The 19,330-nt window shown below is 59.3% G+C and carries 16 protein-coding genes; 12 read left to right on the forward strand and 4 right to left on the reverse strand.

What is annotated here, in order from left to right; genetic code table 11:
* The first annotated feature begins 35 nt into the window (after positions 1-35).
* From HW561_RS10410 to HW561_RS10435, 6 genes are all read left to right on the forward strand, one after another.
* Positions 36-1,775: a heparinase II/III family protein gene (locus tag HW561_RS10410; protein ID WP_176864390.1), complete on the forward strand. Its 1,740-nt coding sequence runs from the start codon at positions 36-38 to the stop codon at positions 1,773-1,775.
* A 22-nt stretch (positions 1,776-1,797) separates the two neighbouring features.
* Positions 1,798-3,387 (forward strand): bifunctional phosphoribosylaminoimidazolecarboxamide formyltransferase/IMP cyclohydrolase, encoded by a 1,590-nt coding sequence (gene purH, locus HW561_RS10415; RefSeq protein ID WP_176864393.1) that lies wholly within the window; start codon positions 1,798-1,800, stop codon positions 3,385-3,387.
* Positions 3,387-3,857, forward strand: coding sequence for a signal peptidase II (gene lspA, locus HW561_RS10420; RefSeq protein WP_176864395.1), 471 nt, complete (start codon positions 3,387-3,389; stop codon positions 3,855-3,857). Before purH ends, lspA begins: the two co-directional genes overlap by 1 nt.
* Positions 3,858-3,907: 50 nt before the next feature.
* Positions 3,908-4,423, forward strand: coding sequence for a DUF3035 domain-containing protein (locus HW561_RS10425; protein WP_176864397.1), 516 nt, complete (start codon positions 3,908-3,910; stop codon positions 4,421-4,423).
* Positions 4,424-4,504: 81 nt separating this feature from the next.
* Entirely contained in the window at positions 4,505-5,845 is a 1,341-nt protein-coding gene (locus HW561_RS10430; RefSeq protein WP_176864399.1) for a M16 family metallopeptidase, read from the forward strand.
* Positions 5,842-7,152, forward strand: coding sequence for a M16 family metallopeptidase (locus tag HW561_RS10435; RefSeq protein WP_176864401.1), 1,311 nt, complete (start codon positions 5,842-5,844; stop codon positions 7,150-7,152). Before HW561_RS10430 ends, HW561_RS10435 begins: the two co-directional genes overlap by 4 nt.
* A gap of 21 nt (positions 7,153-7,173) precedes the next feature.
* On the opposite strand, the gene HW561_RS10440 is transcribed toward HW561_RS10435, so the two are convergent.
* The 3 genes from HW561_RS10440 to deoC are packed head-to-tail and all read right to left on the reverse strand — an operon-like array spanning position 7,174 to position 11,389.
* Positions 7,174-7,983, reverse strand: coding sequence for an SDR family oxidoreductase (locus HW561_RS10440; RefSeq protein ID WP_176864403.1), 810 nt, complete (start codon positions 7,981-7,983; stop codon positions 7,174-7,176).
* A gap of 25 nt (positions 7,984-8,008) precedes the next feature.
* Positions 8,009-10,342: an aldehyde dehydrogenase family protein gene (locus tag HW561_RS10445; protein WP_176864405.1), complete on the reverse strand. Its 2,334-nt coding sequence runs from the start codon at positions 10,340-10,342 to the stop codon at positions 8,009-8,011.
* Positions 10,343-10,390: 48 nt separating this feature from the next.
* Positions 10,391-11,389: a deoxyribose-phosphate aldolase gene (gene deoC / locus HW561_RS10450; RefSeq protein ID WP_176864407.1), complete on the reverse strand. Its 999-nt coding sequence runs from the start codon at positions 11,387-11,389 to the stop codon at positions 10,391-10,393.
* Between the two features lie 196 nt (positions 11,390-11,585).
* Here deoC and HW561_RS10455 point away from each other — a divergent pair, with 196 nt between their 5' ends.
* The 6 genes from HW561_RS10455 (at position 11,586) to HW561_RS10480 (ending at position 18,923) form a co-directional block, all read left to right on the forward strand.
* Entirely contained in the window at positions 11,586-12,539 is a 954-nt protein-coding gene (locus HW561_RS10455) for a metal ABC transporter solute-binding protein, Zn/Mn family (RefSeq protein WP_176864409.1), read from the forward strand.
* A 4-nt stretch (positions 12,540-12,543) separates the two neighbouring features.
* Positions 12,544-13,347 carry a metal ABC transporter ATP-binding protein gene (locus HW561_RS10460; RefSeq protein ID WP_176864411.1) on the forward strand — a complete coding sequence of 268 codons (804 nt, stop codon included), beginning with the start codon at positions 12,544-12,546 and terminating at the stop codon, positions 13,345-13,347.
* A 2-nt stretch (positions 13,348-13,349) separates the two neighbouring features.
* Positions 13,350-14,555, forward strand: a complete 1,206-nt coding sequence (locus HW561_RS10465) for a metal ABC transporter permease (RefSeq protein WP_176864413.1) — start codon at positions 13,350-13,352, stop codon at positions 14,553-14,555.
* A complete protein-coding gene (locus HW561_RS10470) occupies positions 14,552-15,481 on the forward strand; it encodes a metal ABC transporter permease (protein ID WP_176864415.1) in 930 nt (309 codons plus the stop codon). Before HW561_RS10465 ends, HW561_RS10470 begins: the two co-directional genes overlap by 4 nt.
* 280 nt (positions 15,482-15,761) lie before the next feature.
* A complete protein-coding gene (gene mutL, locus HW561_RS10475) occupies positions 15,762-17,627 on the forward strand; it encodes a DNA mismatch repair endonuclease MutL (protein WP_176864417.1) in 1,866 nt (621 codons plus the stop codon).
* Positions 17,628-17,684: 57 nt separating this feature from the next.
* Positions 17,685-18,923, forward strand: coding sequence for a DNA recombination protein RmuC (locus HW561_RS10480; RefSeq protein ID WP_176864419.1), 1,239 nt, complete (start codon positions 17,685-17,687; stop codon positions 18,921-18,923).
* Between the two features lie 2 nt (positions 18,924-18,925).
* Here HW561_RS10480 and HW561_RS10485 read toward each other — a convergent pair whose 3' ends face one another.
* The gene (locus tag HW561_RS10485; protein WP_176864421.1) at positions 18,926-19,327 is read right to left on the reverse strand and encodes a hypothetical protein; all 402 of its coding nucleotides are present in this window, start codon (positions 19,325-19,327) and stop codon (positions 18,926-18,928) included.
* Between the last annotated feature and the right edge of the window lie 3 nt (positions 19,328-19,330).

Raw genomic sequence — 19,330 nt, forward strand, 5'->3', positions numbered from 1 at the left:
GCCAGCAGAGCGCAAGGGGCAGAGTAACGAGCGTCATGTCGAATTCAGACACCATGACCAGTCGGTGGATGCGGTTTCAGAACCGTTTCTACGCACGCCTGAGCCAGCGGCAAAAGGCTGTCACAGGATTTGTTGCACAACCCGAACCGCGCACGGTTGGATCGTTTGCGCGTGGGCGGCAGCTGGTCGCTGGGAACCTGTTGTTTGCAGGTTATCTGGTCGAAGCACAGGACACTGGCCTTTGGGAGGTTGCAGCCCCCAGTACAGGCTTCGACGAAGAACGCCACGGTTTTGCCTGGCTTGATGATCTGGCCGCAGTCGGAGATGTGCGCGCGCGCGAAAAAGCGCAGCGTTGGGTCTGGGGCTGGATCGAAGCGCATGGCCGTGGGCAAGGGCCCGGATGGGTGCCGGACCTGACCGGGCGGCGGGCGATACGTTGGATCAACCACGCGATCTTTCTGCTGCGCGGCGTTGATGAGCAGCAAAGCAGGTTGTTTTTCCGCTCGCTGGCGCAGCAGACCTGGTTTCTTTCAAAACGGTGGCAAGCTGCGACGCCGGGCCTGCCCCGGTTCGAGGCTCTGGCAGGTCTGGTGCAGGCGGGATTGGCGCTGGAGGGGCACGAGCAGATGGCAGACCCTGCAGTTCGCGCGCTGGCGCGTGAATGCGACAGGCAGGTCGATGCGCAGGGCGGCATTCCAACCCGCAATCCCGAAGAACTGCTAGAGGTGTTCACCCTGCTTAGCTGGACCTCGGCAGCTTTGAGCGATCTGGGGCGGGGGACGCCGGTGGCGCAGGCCAATGCGATCAAACGAATCGCGCCAACCTTGCGCAGCCTGCGTCATGCTGACGGGGCATTGGCGCGGTTCCACGGTGGTGGACGTGGGGTCGAGGGGCGATTGGATCAGGCTTTGGCGCAGAGCGGTGTAAAACATCAGGCGGCCAGCGAATTGCCGATGGGCTATGCCCGCCTGTCTGCCGCCCGAACCACGGCAATCGTGGATGCCAGCGCGCCGCCCGCCGGTGCAGCCTCGTACAATGCCCATGCGTCTACATTGTCGTTCGAACTGACCTCGGGGCGGCGGCCCTTGATTGTGAATTGCGGGTCAGGCGCGAGTTTTGGATTGGATTGGCGGCGCGCTGGGCGAGCGACGCCGTCGCATTCTACTTTATGTCTGGATGGGTTTTCCAGCGCCCGACTGACCAACCCAATACCGGGTAGTGAAGGTCAGGCACTTGTGGATGCGCCGAAGGATGTACTGGTCGAATTCGAGGACGCCTTCAAAGGTATGCGGTTCATGGCCGGGCATGATGGCTACACCAGGGTCTTCGGTCTGACCCATGCCCGTACATTCGAGATGCGCTTTGATGGGCGTGAATTGACGGGTGAGGACATTTTGCTGACCGCAACCGACAAAGCGAAACGGCAATTTGACCGCGCCATGGATGCCTCCAGTCTATCTGGTATCGGGTTCGACATCCGGTTTCATCTGCATCCGGACGTGGATGCGGCGTTGGATTTGGGGGGCGCTGCGGTTTCGATGGCGCTCAAAAGCGGTGAGATCTGGGTTTTCCGCCATGATGGCGTGGGAAAATTGTCCGTCGAGCCAAGCGTTTACCTTGAAAAGGGTCGTTTAAAGCCACGCGCGACAAAACAGATCGTTCTATCCGGGCGCGCAATGGAGTATGCGACGCGCATCCGGTGGACGCTGAGCAAGGCACACGATACTGCCTATGCCGTGCGCGATCTGCACCGGGACGAGCCCGAGTTTGACTGACGCCAAAAGGACCTTTGGACCCATGACCGATCTTCACCCCGTGCGCCGCGCGTTGCTTTCCGTTTCCGACAAGACAGGATTGATCGAGCTGGGAAAGGCGCTGGCCGAGCGTGGGGTCGAACTGTTGTCGACTGGCGGCACGGCCCGCACGCTGCGCGATGCGGGGCTGGATGTGAAGGATGTCAGCGAGGTGACCGGCTTCCCCGAGATGATGGACGGTCGTGTGAAAACTCTGCACCCGATGGTGCATGGCGGTTTGCTCGCTCTGCGCGATAATGACACGCATGTTGCTGCAATGACCGAGCACGGTATCGATGCGATCGACCTTCTGGTTGTGAACCTCTACCCGTTTGAGGCGACCGTGGCCAAGGGTGCAGGCTACGATGAATGTGTTGAAAACATCGACATCGGCGGCCCGGCGATGATCCGTGCAGCGGCCAAGAACCACGCTTTTGTCAACGTGGTCGTTGATGTCGAGGACTATGACAATCTGCTGGGCGATATGGATCAGCACAACGGCGCGACTTGCCCGAAATTCCGCCGCAAGCTGGCGCAAAAGGCCTATGCCCGCACCGCCGCCTATGACACTGCCGTATCCAACTGGCTGGCCGACGCACTGGAGCTTGAGGCCCCGAAACGTCGCGCCTTTGCCGGTGAGTTGAAGCAGACGCTGCGTTATGGCGAGAACAGCCACCAATCTGCAGTGTTTTATACCGATGGCACCAATCGCCCCGGTGTCGCCACTGCTGTGCAGCATCAGGGCAAGGAACTGAGCTACAACAATATCAACGACACCGATGCGGCGTTTGAGCTGGTGGCTGAATTCGATCCGGCCAAAGGTGCTGCTTGTGCCATTATCAAACACGCCAATCCGTGCGGTGTGGCCGAGGGCGCGACCCTGTTGGACGCATACAAGTCTGCATTCGACTGCGATCGCACCTCTGCCTTTGGCGGAATCGTTGCGCTGAACCAGCCTCTGGATGTGGAAACTGCGCAAGAGATCACCGGGATTTTCACCGAGGTCGTGATTGCCCCCGGCGCGTCTGATGAGGCCAAGGCGATCTTTGCCGCCAAGAAAAACCTGCGTCTGCTGACGACCGACGGGCTGCCGGATGTGACTGCAGGTGGCAAAACCGTGCGTCAGGTGGCCGGAGGCTTGCTGGTGCAGGACAAGGACAACGGCGTTGTCGGCATGGAAGATTTGAAAGTCGTCACCAAAAAGGCCCCGACCGAAGAACAGATGCGCGACCTGTTGTTTGCCTGGAAAGTGGCCAAGCACGTCAAGTCCAACGCCATCGTCTATGTCAAGGACGGCGCAACGGTAGGCGTGGGAGCTGGTCAGATGAGCCGCGTCGACTCGGCGCTTATTGCCGCCAAAAAGGCCGAACGCATGGCCAACGTGCTGGGTTTATCACAACCGCTGACCATCGGTTCGGCTGTGGCTTCGGACGCATTTTTTCCCTTCCCCGACGGTCTCATGGAGGCCGCCGAGGCTGGTGCCACCTGTGTCATCCAACCGGGCGGTTCGATGCGCGATGACGAGGTGATTGCGGCAGCAGACGAGGCCGGGTTGGCCATGGTCTTCACCGGCATGCGGCATTTCCGGCACTGATGCGGTATCGGTTGCTGCTCTGGGCCGGTCTGGCCGCGTTTCTGATCGACCAGATCAGCAAATATCTGGTCGTTCACGTCATGCGCGTGGCCGATGGTGAAATCGACGTGCTGCCTCCACTGCTCGTGTTCAAATACGGCGAGAATCGCGGCATCAATTTCGGCTTGTTTCAGGGTAACTCGGATGCGGCGCGCTGGGTGCTGATCGGCGTCTCGCTGGCCATCTGTATCGGCGTGTTGATCTGGCTGCGCCGGGTGACACCCAGTAAGTTCATGTTATTCTGCGGTGGCCTTTTGATCGGCGGGGCATTGGGAAATGTCGTGGACCGCTTGCTGTATGGCTATGTTCTGGACTTCCTGAACATGTCCTGCTGCGGTATCAACAACCCGTTCGTGTTTAACTTGGCGGATGTGTTCATTTTCGCAGGTGCGTTGGGTCTGGTTCTGTTTGACAATAAAAAGCCCTCGTGACGCGCCGAATGATATGCGATAAAAGCGCCTGAAACAGGCTGGAGACTCTGATGCGGTTGCCGCGTGCCATACTTGCTTTGACCTTCGTCGTCGCTGTTGCGGGATGCAGCAATCCCGGCTTGCGCAATCTCGATCCTCCTGGAGAGGGGCCTGATGAATTCTCGGTCCTGCCTGTCAAACCGCTGACGCAGCCCAAGGATTACGCCTTTTTACCTGCACCCACACCGGGTGCTGCGAACCTGACGGACCCTAATCCCAAGGCGGACGCTGTGGTAGCACTGGGTGGGAATGAAGCGGCACTGAACCCCAACACGTCCATTCCATCTTCGGATGCAGCGCTTGTGAATGCCTCGGGTCGGTATGGCGTGCCCGCCAACACGCGGCAAGTCGTGGAGGCAGATGATGATGCCTTCCGCAAACGCCGGGGCCGTTGGACCGGCCTGCGCCTGTTCCCTGTTGATCGTTACGAGCAAGTTTATGAACGGCAGTCGATCGATCCCTTTACTGAGACCAAGGCAGCTCGGGGTGCAGGGCTGGAAACGCCGTCGTCGCCGCCGGATGAATAATTCTTAACTTTCCGTCATCTCCCTTGATCCCGGCGCGTACCACCGTAGTTTGAAGCTCAGAAACGAAACGGAGGATGCCCCATGGTTCGGGCCCTGGCACTGTCGGCTGCCCTGATCGCCGCGACCCCTCTTCTTGCAAAAGAGGGTCACGAGGCGGTCACTACCTTTTCCTTGGACAACGGCATGGATGTCGTGGTGGTCGAAGATCACCGCGCGCCGGTCGTGCAGCATATGGTCTGGTACAAGGCCGGATCCGCAGATGAGCCAATCGGCTCTTCCGGTGTGGCGCATTTTCTCGAGCATCTGTTGTTCAAAGCCACCGACACGCTGGAGGCGGGCGAGCTGTCGGCTACCGTCGCGGCCAATGGCGGCAATGACAACGCCTTCACGTCTTACGATTACACGGCTTACTTTCAGCGCGTCGCAGCCGATCGGCTGGAGCTGATGATGCAAATGGAGGCGGACAGGATGCGTAATATCCGTCTGACCGAAAATGACATCGTCACCGAACGCGACGTGATCCTGGAAGAGCGCAACCAGCGTACCGAAAACAGTCCGCGCGCCCTGTTTGGCGAGCAGATGAGCGCCTCGCAATACCTCAACCATCGTTATGGCGTGCCGATCATCGGATGGAAGCACGAGATGGAAGATCTGGACATGGAGGACGCGCTGTCGTTCTACCAAACCCACTATGCGCCCAATAACGCCATTCTTGTTGTGACCGGAGATGTGGAACCGGATGAAGTTCGCGCATTGGCGGACCAATATTATGGCGTGATCCCGGCAAATCCAGACTTGCCTGAGCGCGTTCGCTCTCAGGAGCCGCCGCAAACTGCCGAGCGCCGCCTGACCTACAAGGATCCGCGCGTCGCACAGCCTTATGTGCAGCGCAGCTATCTGGCACCTGAACGCGACCCGGGGGAACAGGAAACAGCAGCTGCGCTGTTCTTGTTGGCTGAATTGTTGGGTGGCGGCACAACGTCTTACCTGAACGAGAAGTTGCAATTCGAGGACCAGAAGGTCGTCTATGCCGGTGCTTTCTATCGCGGCGTATCACTGGATGATACGACCTTTGATCTGTTGGTGGTTCCGGCCGAAGGCGTGTCTCTGCAAGAGGCAGAAGAGGCCATGGATCAGACCGTTGCCGATTTTATCGCCGAGGGTGTGAACGAAGAGGATCTGAACCGGATCAAGATGCAGCTGCGCGCCGCTCAGATTTATGCGCGCGACAATGTTGATGGCATTGGCAACCGCTATGGCCGGGCATTGACCACCGGTTTGACGGTCGAGGACGTTCAAGCCTGGCCCGAGGTTCTACAGGCGGTTACCGGCGATGAAATCATCGCCGCCGCCCGCGAGGTCCTGCAACCCGAGGCGTCGGTTACCGGCTGGATGATGCGCGACGATGAGGTGACGCAATGAAACGGATTTTCGCAACCCTGATCGCCATCACTCTCGCCTTGCCTGCATGGGCCGAGATCGAAATTCAGGAGGTGACATCTCCCGGTGGTATCAAGGCCTGGCTGGTCGAGGATCAGTCGATCCCGTTCACCGCGCTTGATCTGCGGTTCCGGGGTGGTACGTCGCTTGATGATCCGGACACGCGCGGGGCGATCTATCTGATGAGCGGGCTGATCGAAGAAGGCGCCGGCGACATGGATGCCCGCACCTATGCGCGTGAACTGGAATCTCTGGCAGCCTCGTTCGGCTATAGCGCCAGTGACGACACGGTGTCTATCTCGGCAAAGTTTCTGACCGAGAATCGTGAGGACGTGATCAATCTGTTGCGCACGACGATTCACGAACCGCGCTTTGATCAGGACGCCGTTGATCGGGTGAAGGCTCAGATTCTGTCTGGCCTGAAATCAGATCTGAAGGACCCCAATGATATTGCGGGTCGCAGCTTTGCGGAAATGGCCTATGGCGATCATCCGTACGGGTCCGAGGGTAAAGGCACGATGGACAGCGTTTCGGCCCTGACGCGCGACGATGTCGTGACCGCCTATGGCAGCGTCTTCGCCAAGGACCGCCTGTATGTGGGGGCCGTCGGGGACATCTCCGCAGCAGAGTTGGGCACATTGCTGGACAAATTGCTGGCCGACCTGCCGGAAACCGGTAAACCTATTCCAGACCGGGCTGAGGTCACCATCCCCGGGGGCGTGAACGTCGTGGATTTCGACACACCGCAATCCGTGGCGCTATTTGGGCAAAAGGGTATTGATCGGGACGACCCGGATTTCTTTGCCGCTTACATCCTGAACCATATCATCGGCGGCGGCGGGTTCGAAAGCCGCCTGATGCAGGAGGTCCGCGAAAAGCGGGGTCTGACCTATGGGGTTTATTCCTATCTGGTGCCAAAGGATCTGGCCTCGGTCTACCTGGGGTCGGTGTCTTCGGCCAATGATCGCATCGCGGACGCGGTTGAGGTGATCCGCAACGAGTGGGCGCGCGCCGCCACTGAGGGCGTGACACAGAATGAACTGGATGACGCCAAGACCTATCTGACCGGTGCCTATCCGCTGCGCTTTGATGGTAACGGCCAGATTGCCGGGATCATGGTGGGCATGCAGATGGAAGGTCTGCCCATCGACTACATCGCCACCCGCAACGACAAGGTGAACGCGGTGACGCTGGACGATGTGAACCGCGTCGCGTCCGAGTTGCTGGACCCGGATGGGTTGCACTTTACTGTGGTGGGTAAGCCGGTTGGGCTTGAAACCACGAACTGATTGTATGGGGGTGAGCTGTGCTCACCCCTTTCTCATACTGCGCAGCATCTGCCCCATCATCTGACCGAACTTGCCCGAGCCGCGTTGATACAGCGCGCCATCGACGGCCAGAATCGTTCCGCTGATATAGCTGGCCATGTCCGAGCTGAGGAACAGGCAAGCATTGGCCACGTCTTGTGGCTGTCCCCAGCGACCAAGCGGTACATCCCGACGCAGCTGTTCACCGGCATCCGGGGTGGGGGCCAAGCGCTTGGCGCCTTCGGTCCCTTCGATGAAGCCGGGAACGACCGAGTTCACTCGGATGCCCTCGACGCCCCATTCCATCGACAGAGTGCGGGTAATCTGGTCCACACCTGCTTTGGCCGCGCAGACATGGGCTTGACCTTCATAGGGCAGGTAGGATTGCGGGGCTGATATGTTGATGATGCTGGCGCCGGGGCGCTTGAGGTAAGGGTACGCCCCCTTCATCACGTGGATCGTACCCATCAGGTCGATATCAATCACCGTCTTGAACGCGTTCACCGACATCTCGGCCGCCAAGGCCGGGAAATTGCCCGCTGCGCCCGAGACCAGAACGTCGAAATCGCCGAACGCCTCGTAGAACTGTTTCAGGCCATCTGCCACTGCGTCAGGATCGCGTACATCGAACGCAACGCCCATTGCGTCGGACGCACCAGCCTCTTTCAGCGCAACGACGGTGTCATCAACCTTTTCCTGAGACCGACTGGCCACCGCCAGTTTGGCACCCGAGGCCGCGAAGGCCTCGGCAATGCCGCGATTGATGCCGCTGGTGCCGCCGATCACGATGACGGTCTTTCCTGAAAAATCCATGTGGGCCTCCGCTGATGCGGGTGCCCTATTCGCCGTAGGGCACCCAGATGTTCTTGATTTCGGTCGCAGCCTGAAGGAAGCGGCGGGAATGGTCCATGCTCCAATCGAATGCCGTCGCGTTATTGACCCAGGTGCGTTTCAGGTTTCCAGCTGAGACGACCTCGATCTCCTTCGACAGGTCCGTCGATGAGAACGACCAGACAGCATCCACGTTCAGATGCGAGGCCAGCGGTTTCGCCAGTTCTGCGTGGCTGCCGGTCAGGATGTTGACCACACCTGCAGGGACGTCCGATGTCTCCAGAATCTGATAGAAATCCGTCGCCGCCAGCGGATAAGGTTCGGACGCGGCCAGAACGACCCGGTTGCCCATCGCAATCGCCGGGGCCATGGTCGAGACCAGACCCAACAGAGGTGCGTCGTCGGCACACAAAGCTCCGATGACGCCAACAGCCTCTTTCATGGCAATCGCCACGCCCCGGATCGGAACGCCATGCACCTGACCGTCATACTTATCAGCCCAGGCCGCAGCGGTGAACAGGCGCTGGATCGAGGCTTCGACCTCTTTCGCACCGTCCTTCTTGCCAGTCATGGCATCGATACGGGCTGCGAATTCATCAGCGCGGGCTGAGAGGTTTTCACCGATGTAATACAGGATCTGCGCACGCAGATGGCCGGTGGTGTTAGACCAGCCCTTTGCGCCAGCCGCAGCCTCAACCGCGTTGCGCACATCCTTGCGATTGGCTAGGCCGACATGACCCAACAGGCCGGATTTGCCCCAGATCGGTTTCGAATAGCCACTGTCAGGTCGCGCCTGTTTACCGCCGATGTACATCTTGGCGGTACGGTCGATGGGATCAACCGGGGCACCCTCGCCTGTTACGGCCTCGACTTTTGCCAATGGCTTGGTTTTGCTTTTGGGCTTGGTATAGGCACTCAGACCTTCCCAGCCACCTTCGCGGCCAAAACCGCTTTCCCGCACACCGCCGAATCCGGCAGCTGCGTCAAATAGGTTGGTGGCGTTCACCCAGACCACGCCCGCAACCAGCTTGGGCGCGATGTCCAGGGCAAGGTTCACATTCTCGGTCCAGACAGTCGCGGCCAGCCCGTAGCGGGTGTTATTGGCCAGCTCCACCGCCTCGGCAGGCGTGCGGAAGGTGGATGACACCAGCACCGGGCCAAAGATCTCTTCCTGCATCAGCGGATCGGACGTTTCGAGGCCTGAGATCAGTGTCGGCGGGTAGTAGCATCCGTTCGCAGGCAACTCACAAGCAGCCTGATATACGTGACCGGCGGTGTTGCTTTCGACCATGCCTTTGATGGTTTGCAACTGGACCGGGTCTACAACCGCGCCCACATCGATACATTTGTCCAGCGGATCACCGATGCGCAACTTGTCCATCCGGGCGCGCAACTTAGCGTGGAAGTGGTCCGCGATGCCCTCCTGCACCAGCAGGCGTGAGCCCGCACAGCAGACCTGACCCTGATTGAACCAGATGGCGTCGACCAGACCTTCAATGGCGGAATCGATATCAGCGTCGTCGAAGACGACATAGGCTGACTTGCCGCCCAGCTCCAATGTCAGCGCCTTGCCCGAACCACCGGTCGCCTCGCGAATGCGGCGGCCCACGACTGTTGAGCCGGTGAAGGCGATCTTGTCCACGTCCGACGCAACAATCATTTCGCCGACTGTTCCATCGCCGGTGACGATGTTAACCACGCCCTTGGGCAGCCCGGCCTGCGAACAGATATCGGCAAACAGCAGCGCGGTCAGCGAAGTGTATTCGGCAGGCTTCAAAACCACCGCGTTGCCCATGGCCAAAGCCGGAGCAATCTTCCACGCCAGCATCAACAGTGGGAAGTTCCACGGAACAATCTGCCCACACACACCCAGCGCTTGTGCCTCTGGCAGTTCGCTGTCCATCAGCTGGGCCATGCCCGCGTGGTAGTAGAAGTGGCGTTGCACCAGCGGAATGTCGATGTCGCGCGATTCGCGGATCGGTTTGCCATTGTCGAGGCTCTCCAGCACGGCAAACAGGCGCGAGTGTTTCTGCAGCAAACGCGCAATCGCATAAAGGTACCGCGCACGACCCGCACCGCCCAGCTTCTCCCACTTGGGTTGCGCCTTGCGGGCGGCGTTGACAGCGGCGTCCACATCCGCCTGTTTCGCCTGTGTCAGCGTTGCCAAAACTTCGCCTGTCGCCGGGTTGCGGCTTTCGAACCCTTTGCCCGGTTTAGTGAAGGCCCCATCGATGAAATGGCCGAACTTGTCGCCCTGATCGACCAGCCAGGCCAATGCCTCGGCGGCGCTTTCGGGGGCGGGGCCATAGTCCATGGTCTCGAAGATTTCTTTGACTGTCATGACTTCATCTTTTCCCAAATACTCACTGTCCCGATCTTCGCCACTGGCCTAGCCAATTGAATGACGATAACCGGCGGAATACGCGCCGGTAACATAGTGTTCCAACTGCCGTTCAATATCGCCCAGTAAGGACGACGCGCCAAAGCGGAACAGGTCTGGTTCCAACCAGCGGTCGCCCAGCTCATCCTTGATCAAAGACAGGTAGACGAGGGCATCCTTGGCCTTGGAAATTCCACCGGCGGGCTTATACCCGACGCGGTATCCGGTGCGGTCATAGTACTCGCGGATTGCCCGGATCATCACCAATGACACGGGTAGGGTGGCGTTTACGCTTTCCTTGCCGGTCGAGGTCTTGATGAAATCCGCCCCCGCCATCATGCACACCAGCGAGGCGCGCGCCACGTTGCGCAAGCTACCCAATTCGCCCGTCGCAAGGATGGCTTTGACGTGAGCGTCGCCGCAGGCAGCCCTGAACGCTTTCATCTCGTCATATAGCGCCTGCCAGTCGCCGGACAGCACGTGACGGCGTGAGATCACGATGTCGATCTCCTCGGCGCCAGCTTTGACGCTTTCCTCGATTTCAGCGACACGCAGATGAAAAGGCGACAGTCCCGCAGGAAAGCCGGTAGATACTGCGGCGACCGGGATGCCGGTCCCTTTCAGCGCATCTACAGCCGTTTCGATCATGTCGTGGTAGACGCAGACTGCTCCGGTCGTGATCGGCGGCATGTCCAGTGCGTCCAGGGCCCAGGGCGCCACGGGTTGCCGTGCCTTGGCGCACAGGCGACGCACACGGCCAACGGTGTCGTCGCCTGACAAGGTGGTCAGGTCGATCATTGTGATCGCCTTCAGCAGCCACGCGGCCTGATACTCTTTCTTGACCGAGCGACGCCCGGGCAGGGTCGCGGCGCGGCGCTCAACAGCCGATGTGTTGACCTGTACGGCGCGCACCCAATCCAGATCCAGCGCCATTCCGGGGTTCCGGGGTTCGGTCACTTGCGGCAGATGCGCTGTGTGCACGGGGCTTTCTGAGCTCTGCGTTTCCATCATCACTTCCTTTGGGAGGTTTGTGCCAAAATCGCACGGGATGCGGTCGAATGGAAGGTGTGTGGCGCGATAAGGTTCAAATTTTTTGACCAAATGGACAAAAACAGCCTTTTTTGCGAATAGTTCTCAATTGCGTTGACTTATTTGCGAATGGTTCTCATATTCATTCTCAGACAAACCCGAGATGAGGCCGAACATGATTCGTCGCAGTTTCCTTGCAGCACTTGCCTTTGCCGCAGCTTTGCCTGTGGCCGCCTGGGCGGAGGCACCGCTTAAAGTGGTCGCCACGACCGGCATGATTGCGGATGCAGCGCGTCAGATCGGCGGCGATCAGGTCGAGGTCAAAGGTCTGATGGGTCCGGGCGTCGACCCGCATGCCTATCGCCAAACCCGCACCGATATCGTGGCCATGACCCGCGCTGATCTGGTGCTGTGGCACGGCCTGTATCTGGAAGCGCAGATGGGGGATTTCTTTCACGATCTTGAACGCAAGCGGACTGTGGTTGCCGTGGCAGAGGGCGTCGATAAATCCAAGCTGCGCGCGCATGACGACTATGCCGACAAATATGATCCACATGTTTGGATGAGCCCGGTTCTGTGGCGCGATGTCGTGGTTCAGGTGCAAAAGGCCCTGACAGAAGCACGGCCCGAATCGGCGGATACATTCGCTGCCAACACGCAGGCGTTTCTGGCGGAAATCGACCAGTTGGATGCCTATGGAAAACAAGTGCTTACCGCCGTTCCCGAAAACAACCGCGTGTTGGTCACAGCCCATGATGCCTTTGGTTATTTCGGTGCGGAATATGGTTATGAGGTGTTGGGCATTCAGGGCATCTCGACCCAGTCCGAGGCTGGTCTGAACCGGATCGGAGAGCTGGTTGACACGCTGGTGGATCGTCAGCTGACTGCAGTGTTCGTGGAAAGCTCGGTTTCGGACCGGTCGATGCGGGCGCTAATTGAAGGGGCTGCGGCCAAAGGGCACGATGTGGCGATCGGCGGCGAGCTGTATTCGGATGCCATGGGCGTACCGGGCACTTATGAAGGCACCTATATCGGGATGCTGGATCACAACATCACCGTGATTGCGGGGGCGTTGGGCGCGGATGTGCCTGCGCGCGGCATGAATAGCAAACTTTCGGCGGGGTTTTAAAGCGATGTTGGAGCTTGCGGCAGTACAGGGTGTCTCGATCGAGGATCAAAGCGTTGCGGGAAGCCCGCTGGCCATACGGGGGCTGACCGTATCTTACGGACAGAAACCCGCCGTGTTTTCGGTGGACATGACTGTGCAACCGGGCGCGATGACAGCGATCATCGGGCCGAACGGGGCAGGCAAGTCAACACTGCTCAAGGCTGCTTTGGGAATCGTGTCACCTCTGTCGGGTCAAGTGACGGTGTTTGGCAAACCTCTGGGCGAGCAGCGCGCACGCATTGCCTATGTTCCGCAGCGCGCCAGCGTGGATTGGGATTTTCCGACCCGGGTGATCGACGTGGTGCTGATGGGCTTGTCACGGCAGCTGGGCCTGTTGGGTCGTGTCCGCGCGCGCCATAAGGCGGGCGCGATGGACTGTCTGCACCGGGTCGGGATGCGGGATTTTGCGGATCGTCAGATCGGGCAGTTATCCGGGGGACAGCAGCAACGCGTCTTTCTGGCTCGTGCCTTGGCGCAGGATGCCGATCTGTATCTGTTGGACGAGCCGTTTGCCGGTGTAGATGCGGCCACTGAAAAGGCAATCATCGCCGTATTGAAATCGCTAAGGGAATCCGGAAAGACCGTTGTTGTCGTGCATCATGACCTGGCAACCGTCACCGACTATTTTGACCATGTTTTCCTGATCAATACACGGAAAGTGGCCGAAGGTCCTGTGGCGGAAGCGTTCACAGCCGAAACCTTGCAATCCGCCTATGGAGGTCGTCTGGCAACTGCGCAGATTGACCAGATTTCACGCGCATTGGGGTGATCATGCTCTGGGATGCACTGACTTTGCAGCTGGGCTATAATGCCGCGCTGGTCGCTATTGGTGCGACATTGCTGGGCGTGTCTGCCGGGGTAACCGGCACCTTCCTGTTTCTGCGCAAACGCGCACTGGTCAGCGATGCGATCAGTCATGCGACATTGCCGGGTGTGTGTCTGGCGTTCATGGTCATGGTCGCGTTGGGCGGCGATGGGCGCAATCTGCCGGGTTTGCTGGCGGGTTCTGCCGTCTCGGCCTGGCTTGGCTTGCTTTGCATGAACTGGCTGACCCGCCACACACGGCTGGCCGAAGATGCGGCAATTGGTGCGATCCTGTCGGTGTTCTTCGGGTTGGGCATCGTGCTGTTGACCGTAATCCAAACCATGGGCGTTGGCCGTCAGGCAGGTCTTGAGGGATTCCTTTTGGGATCTACCGCTGGAATGCTCTGGGCAGATGCGTTGATCATTGCCGTTGGCGGGGCGGCCACGTTGATTCTGGTCATGATCATCCGTCGGCCCATGACAATGGTGGCGTTTGATCCGGAATATGCCGCCGCCCGAGGGTTGCCGGTGAATCGCATCGACTTGGCAATGATGGGTCTGGTGATGGCCGTCACCGTGGTCGGCCTGAAGATTGTTGGTTTGATCCTGATCGTGGCCCTGTTGATTATCCCGCCCGTGACAGCGCGGTTCTGGACAGACCGATCTGACCGAGTCGTTTTGTTGGCCGGTTTGACGGGCGGTATGGCCGGGTATTTGGGCGCGGCTTTGTCAGCATCGGCCCCCAATCTTCCAACTGGTCCAATTATTGTTCTTGTAAGCTTTGGCTTCTTCGCCTTGTCCCTTTTCCTTGCCCCCGCACGTGGCGTGCTGGCGGCTGTCCTGCGCCATCTTCGGTTCCAGCGCCGGGTGCATATCCGGCAGGGGCTGCTGGCGCTGGCACAAGGGCAGAAGATCTATGAACCTCTGACCCTGCGCCTGTTGCGTCGCGCTGGCTTGGTCCGTGCGGATGGCGTGGCAACTGACCCGGGCAAGGCCCGCGCTGCCAAGGCATTGCGCGATGAAAAACGGTGGGAAATCGTACGGTCTGATTTGGCGCATGAGGCGACAGCAGCGCTGTATGACGGGTTGCGTGACATCGAAACCGTTCTGACCTTGGACCAGATCGCCGAGATCGACCGCCGCATCGGCACCCCACAGGAGGTTCCGGCATGAGCGGTGAGGAATTTGTCCCCCTGTCCCTGACGCCCTTGTTGATCGGAGTGTTTGCGGCCATCGCCTGCGCCTTGCCGGGAAACTTTCTGGTTCTGCGCAAACAGGCCCTGATCGGAGATGCCATCAGCCATGTGGTACTGCCCGGCATCGTAGTGGCCTTTCTGCTGACTGGCGCAATCTCGACCTGGCCGATGATGCTGGGCGCTGCTGGCGCGGCCGTCGTGGCGGTGATCCTGATCGAGGCTATCCGCCGCCTTGGGCAAATCGAACCCGGCGCCGCGATGGGTGTCGTGTTCACCACGATGTTTGCGGCAGGCGTTCTGTTGTTAGAGCAGACCGACACCTCGACCGTGCATCTGGACGTTGAACATGCGCTTTATGGCAATCTGGAAAGCCTGATCTGGCTGGATGCGACCGGCTGGTCCTCGGTGTTGGATATCGAGGCACTGGTAGGGCTGCCGCCAGAACTGCCCCGGATTGCGCTGACGCTGGTCGGGGTGATCCTGTTCACCTGGCTGTTCTGGCGACCGCTGAAGATTTCCACTTTTGACGAGGGGTTCGCTCGAACCATTGGCATTCGCACCGGCGTATTGGGGATGGCGCTGGTGATTACCGCTGCAATTGCCGCTGTGGCAGCCTTTGATGCGGTGGGGTCGATCATCGTGATCGCCATGTTCATTTGTCCACCAGCCGCCGCGCGCATGATGACCAACCGATTGGAAACGCAAATTGCCTGGAGCGTTGTGTTTGCCATCATTTCGGCTGTGTCTGGTTATGTTCTGGCAGGTTACGGCCCTCTGTGGCTGGGCGGTGCTGATGCGGTCAGCGCGGCAGGAATGATTGCCACGATGTCGGGCCTGATTCTTGCGCTGGCTGCTCTGTTTGGTCCATGCCGGGTCCGCGTGGGTGTACAAAACTCTGCGTGAAGTGGCATTTTCCCGCCACCGGTTCCCGCAGGTCATCGGCCAATCTCTGCCCAGATGAATTAACTGCGAGACTTAAGCAGATTTTAATGAAAACCCGTGTTACCCAAAGTGACATTAAACGCTGAAATATCACCACTCACTTCGGCACGTCCGGATAGTCGTGTATCACAGGCCGACATTTTAGGAGGCCATTCGCGATTGTCCGGACGCCCCCTCAATGGATATTGGCGACGCTTTAACCAGTGGCAGAATCGCGCGTGTATGTGCTAGGTCTAGCGGTATGGTGCAGGCAAACCCCAATATCAGCGAAAATCGCCCCATAATCCGGCAACTCGACGATGCTGCGATCAACCGCATCGCGGCGGGTGAGGTTGTTGAGCGTCCGGCCTCTGCTGTGAAAGAGCTGATTGAGAATTCCATCGACGCGGGTGCCACGCGGATTGCCATTGATATCGCCGATGGCGGCAAGACACTTATTCGCGTCACCGATGACGGGTATGGCATCGCCGCTGGCGATCTTTCACTAGCCTTGTCGCGCCATGCAACCTCGAAAATCGATGGCTCGGATCTGTTGAACATCCACACGTTCGGTTTTCGTGGTGAAGCTTTGCCGTCATTGGGTGCCGTCGGTCGTTTGACGATCACCAGCCGTGTTCCGGGGGCCGACGCGGCCTCGATCCGCGTTGCAGGTGGCAAGTTGGAGGCGGTGAAGCCCGCAGCCTTGCGTGCTGGCACTGTGGTGGAGTTGCGCGATCTGTTCTTTGCCACGCCAGCGCGGTTGAAATTCATGCGCACCGACCGGGCCGAGGCGCAGGCGATCTCGGACACGGTCAAGCGGCTGGCTATGGCTGAACCGGCGGTGACCTTCACCTTGCGCGATGTTTCTGGCGGCGGTGAGGGGCGGGTGACCTTTCGGGCCGACCGCGAAAATGGCGATCTCTTCGATGCGCTTCATGCGCGGCTGGCGCGCGTGATCGGGCGCGAGTTTGCCGAGAATGCCCTGCAGATCGATGCCACGCGCGAAGGGATACGGTTGTACGGGTATGCCGCCCTGCCAACCTATTCGCGCGGTGCGGCAGTGACACAGTACCTGTTCGTCAATGGCCGACCTGTGCGCGACAAGATGCTGACAGGCGCACTGCGGGCGGCCTATTTCGATTTCCTCAGCCGCGACCGGCATCCGGCAGCGGCCCTGTTCATTGATTGCGATCCGACTTTGGTGGATGTGAACGTGCATCCGGCGAAATCCGAAGTGCGCTTTCGCGATCCGGGTATCGCGCGCGGATTGATCGTTTCGAGCCTGCGCCATGCGCTGGCCGAAGCAGGGCACCGGGCGTCTTCAACCGTGTCCAATGCGACCTTGGGTGCGATGCGGCCCGAACCAACCGCCTCTGGCCCGGCGCGGGTGTATCAGATGGACCGCCCTTCGCCTGCTGCACGGCAGGCAGCTTATCGGGCGCAATCTCCGGGCTTTGCCGAGTTGGCCAATGATTACAGCGGCAGTATTGCCGATCCGACACCTGCGGAGACTGCGGTTGCAGAGAGAATTGAACAACCCGCGCAGGACTTACCGCTGGGGGCGGCACGCGGGCAGGTGCATGAGAACTATATCATCGCACAGACCGCGGATGGCATGGTGATCGTTGATCAGCACGCTGCGCATGAACGACTGGTCTACGAAAAACTCAAAACCCAGATGGCGGAGAACGGTGTTGCCGCGCAGGCATTGCTGATCCCCGAGATTGTCGAACTGTCCGAAGGCGATTGTACGCGCCTGATGGAGGTGGCCGAAGATCTTGCGCGCCTCGGGTTGACCATCGAACCATTCGGTGGTGGGGCTATCGCGGTGCGCGAAACCCCGGCCATTCTGGGTGAAACTGATGCCCGCGCCATGATTTTGGACATCCTTGATGAGTTGGCCGATCAGGGCGAAAGCCAGACGGTACAGGCGCGGATCGAGGCGATCCTCAGCCGGGTTGCCTGTCACGGGTCGGTTCGATCAGGTCGCCGGATGCGCGCTGAAGAGATGAACGCATTGCTGCGCGAGATGGAGGCAACGCCCCATTCCGGCCAGTGCAACCACGGGCGGCCCACGTATGTCGAACTGAAGTTGAGTGATATCGAGCGCCTGTTCGGACGTAGTTGATTTGGTAACGCGAACGGCCTATGAAGGCCGAAACAAAACGAGAACATGTGAGTTGAGATGATCGAGATCGCAGGCACGCAATATTCCCTGAATGACCCGATGGTCATGATCGCTCTGGCAGGGGCGGGCGTGGTGTTGTTGATCCTGGTCCTGCTGTTTTTGTCCCTGCGCGCGGCTAACCGGTCGGCCCGGATGGCAGAGCCTCTGGCGCGCCAGATGGCCCATCTGGGGCAGAACGTGCAGCAGTTGGGGCAGGGGCAGGAGCAGCTGCGCGGTGGGTTGCAACATGTCTCGGACACGCAGGCCAATGCGCAGGTGCAGGTGATCCAGACGGTCGAATCGCGCCTGTCTTCGGTGCAGCAGCAGATGAATGACCGGTTGGCGGACAATGCGATGAAATCCGCCCGGGCGCTGGCCGAAATGCAGGAACGCATGAAGGAATCGCTGCACGGGTCGTCGAAACAAACCGCGACATCGTTGACCCAATTGCAGGAACGTTTGGCGGCCATCGACAAGGCGCAGGACAATATCACCAAACTGTCGGGCGATGTGTTGTCACTGCAGGACATCCTGTCAAACAAACAGACGCGCGGTGCGTTTGGCGAGATTCAGCTGAATGACATTGTGTCCAAAGCGCTCCCGTCGGACAGTTTCCAGCTGCAGGCGACGCTGTCAAACGGGCGGCGGGCCGACTGTCTGATCCACCTGCCCAACCCTCCGGGTCCGATTGTGATTGATAGCAAATTCCCGCTTGAGGCTTATGAGGCCTTGATCGGGTCCACCAACGATATGGAGCTGAAAGCAGCGGTGCAGATGTTCCGAACCACTGTGCGCAAGCACATTACGGACATCTCCGAAAAGTACATTCTGGATGGCGAAACTGCGGATGGTGCGTTGATGTTCCTGCCGTCCGAGGCGGTTTATGCCGAACTGCACGCCAAATTCCCTGAACTGGTGCAAGAAAGCTTTGCCAAACGCGTTTGGATCGTTTCGCCTACGACCTGCATGGCGACACTGAATACGATGCGCGCCATCCTCAAGGACGCGCGGATGCGAGAGCAGGCGGGCGCGATCCGGAAAGAACTGGGATTGTTGCACAAGGATGTGGAACGTCTGGGCGATCGGGTCGGTAATCTGGACAGGCATTTCGGGCAGGCCGCCAAGGATATATCCGAGATCAAAATCAGTGCCGAAAAAGCAGGGCGCCGGGCGCAGCGGCTGGATAATTTCGATTTCGAGGAACTCGCGCCGGACGATAGCAGTAATGTGGTGCCATTGGGCAAGACCGAAGGGTAGAATTACTGGATCGACAGATCCAGATTGTAGCCAACGGTTTTACCCGTGTCCCGGTCATTGCCCATCAGATAGACACGTATCGTGTAGTCGCCGTCTTCCGGCAGATCAATCCGCGCAGTGTTTCCATTGATCGAGCCATTATAGATCGCGGCGCCGTCGCTGTTCGGCGGCAGGATATTGAAATAGATTACTCCGTTGCCGTTGGTATCGCTCACTTGCAGCTCGGCAAATATTTCCTGTCCGGCTTTGGCGCCGAGTACATAGTCGAAATACTCATCACCCGTGACGGTGCCATTGACCATGGTTCCGTAGTTCCCGGGCTGAAACTTTACATCCGCAGCCAGTTGCGCGGATGCAAGCGTTCCGAAGCCGACAAGCAGAAAAGATAACGTCAAAGATTTCATCAC

The sequence above is a fragment of the Ruegeria haliotis genome (assembly GCF_013377785.1).
Lineage (GTDB): Bacteria > Pseudomonadota > Alphaproteobacteria > Rhodobacterales > Rhodobacteraceae > Ruegeria > Ruegeria haliotis.

Bases quoted from the DNA above. Each gene is read 5' to 3' on its own strand.
- HW561_RS10410 (WP_176864390.1), top strand. From the start codon at position 36: ATGTCGAATTCAGACACCATGACCAGTCGGTGGATGCGGTTTCAGAAC.
- purH (WP_176864393.1), top strand. From the start codon at position 1,798: ATGACCGATCTTCACCCCGTGCGCCGCGCGTTGCTTTCCGTTTCCGAC.
- lspA (WP_176864395.1), top strand. From the start codon at position 3,387: ATGCGGTATCGGTTGCTGCTCTGGGCCGGTCTGGCCGCGTTTCTGATC.
- HW561_RS10425 (WP_176864397.1), top strand. From the start codon at position 3,908: ATGCGGTTGCCGCGTGCCATACTTGCTTTGACCTTCGTCGTCGCTGTT.
- HW561_RS10430 (WP_176864399.1), top strand. From the start codon at position 4,505: ATGGTTCGGGCCCTGGCACTGTCGGCTGCCCTGATCGCCGCGACCCCT.
- HW561_RS10435 (WP_176864401.1), top strand. From the start codon at position 5,842: ATGAAACGGATTTTCGCAACCCTGATCGCCATCACTCTCGCCTTGCCT.
- HW561_RS10440 (WP_176864403.1), bottom strand. From the start codon at position 7,983: ATGGATTTTTCAGGAAAGACCGTCATCGTGATCGGCGGCACCAGCGGC.
- HW561_RS10445 (WP_176864405.1), bottom strand. From the start codon at position 10,342: ATGACAGTCAAAGAAATCTTCGAGACCATGGACTATGGCCCCGCCCCC.
- deoC (WP_176864407.1), bottom strand. From the start codon at position 11,389: ATGGAAACGCAGAGCTCAGAAAGCCCCGTGCACACAGCGCATCTGCCG.
- HW561_RS10455 (WP_176864409.1), top strand. From the start codon at position 11,586: ATGATTCGTCGCAGTTTCCTTGCAGCACTTGCCTTTGCCGCAGCTTTG.
- HW561_RS10460 (WP_176864411.1), top strand. From the start codon at position 12,544: ATGTTGGAGCTTGCGGCAGTACAGGGTGTCTCGATCGAGGATCAAAGC.
- HW561_RS10465 (WP_176864413.1), top strand. From the start codon at position 13,350: ATGCTCTGGGATGCACTGACTTTGCAGCTGGGCTATAATGCCGCGCTG.
- HW561_RS10470 (WP_176864415.1), top strand. From the start codon at position 14,552: ATGAGCGGTGAGGAATTTGTCCCCCTGTCCCTGACGCCCTTGTTGATC.
- mutL (WP_176864417.1), top strand. From the start codon at position 15,762: ATGGTGCAGGCAAACCCCAATATCAGCGAAAATCGCCCCATAATCCGG.
- HW561_RS10480 (WP_176864419.1), top strand. From the start codon at position 17,685: ATGATCGAGATCGCAGGCACGCAATATTCCCTGAATGACCCGATGGTC.
- HW561_RS10485 (WP_176864421.1), bottom strand. From the start codon at position 19,327: ATGAAATCTTTGACGTTATCTTTTCTGCTTGTCGGCTTCGGAACGCTT.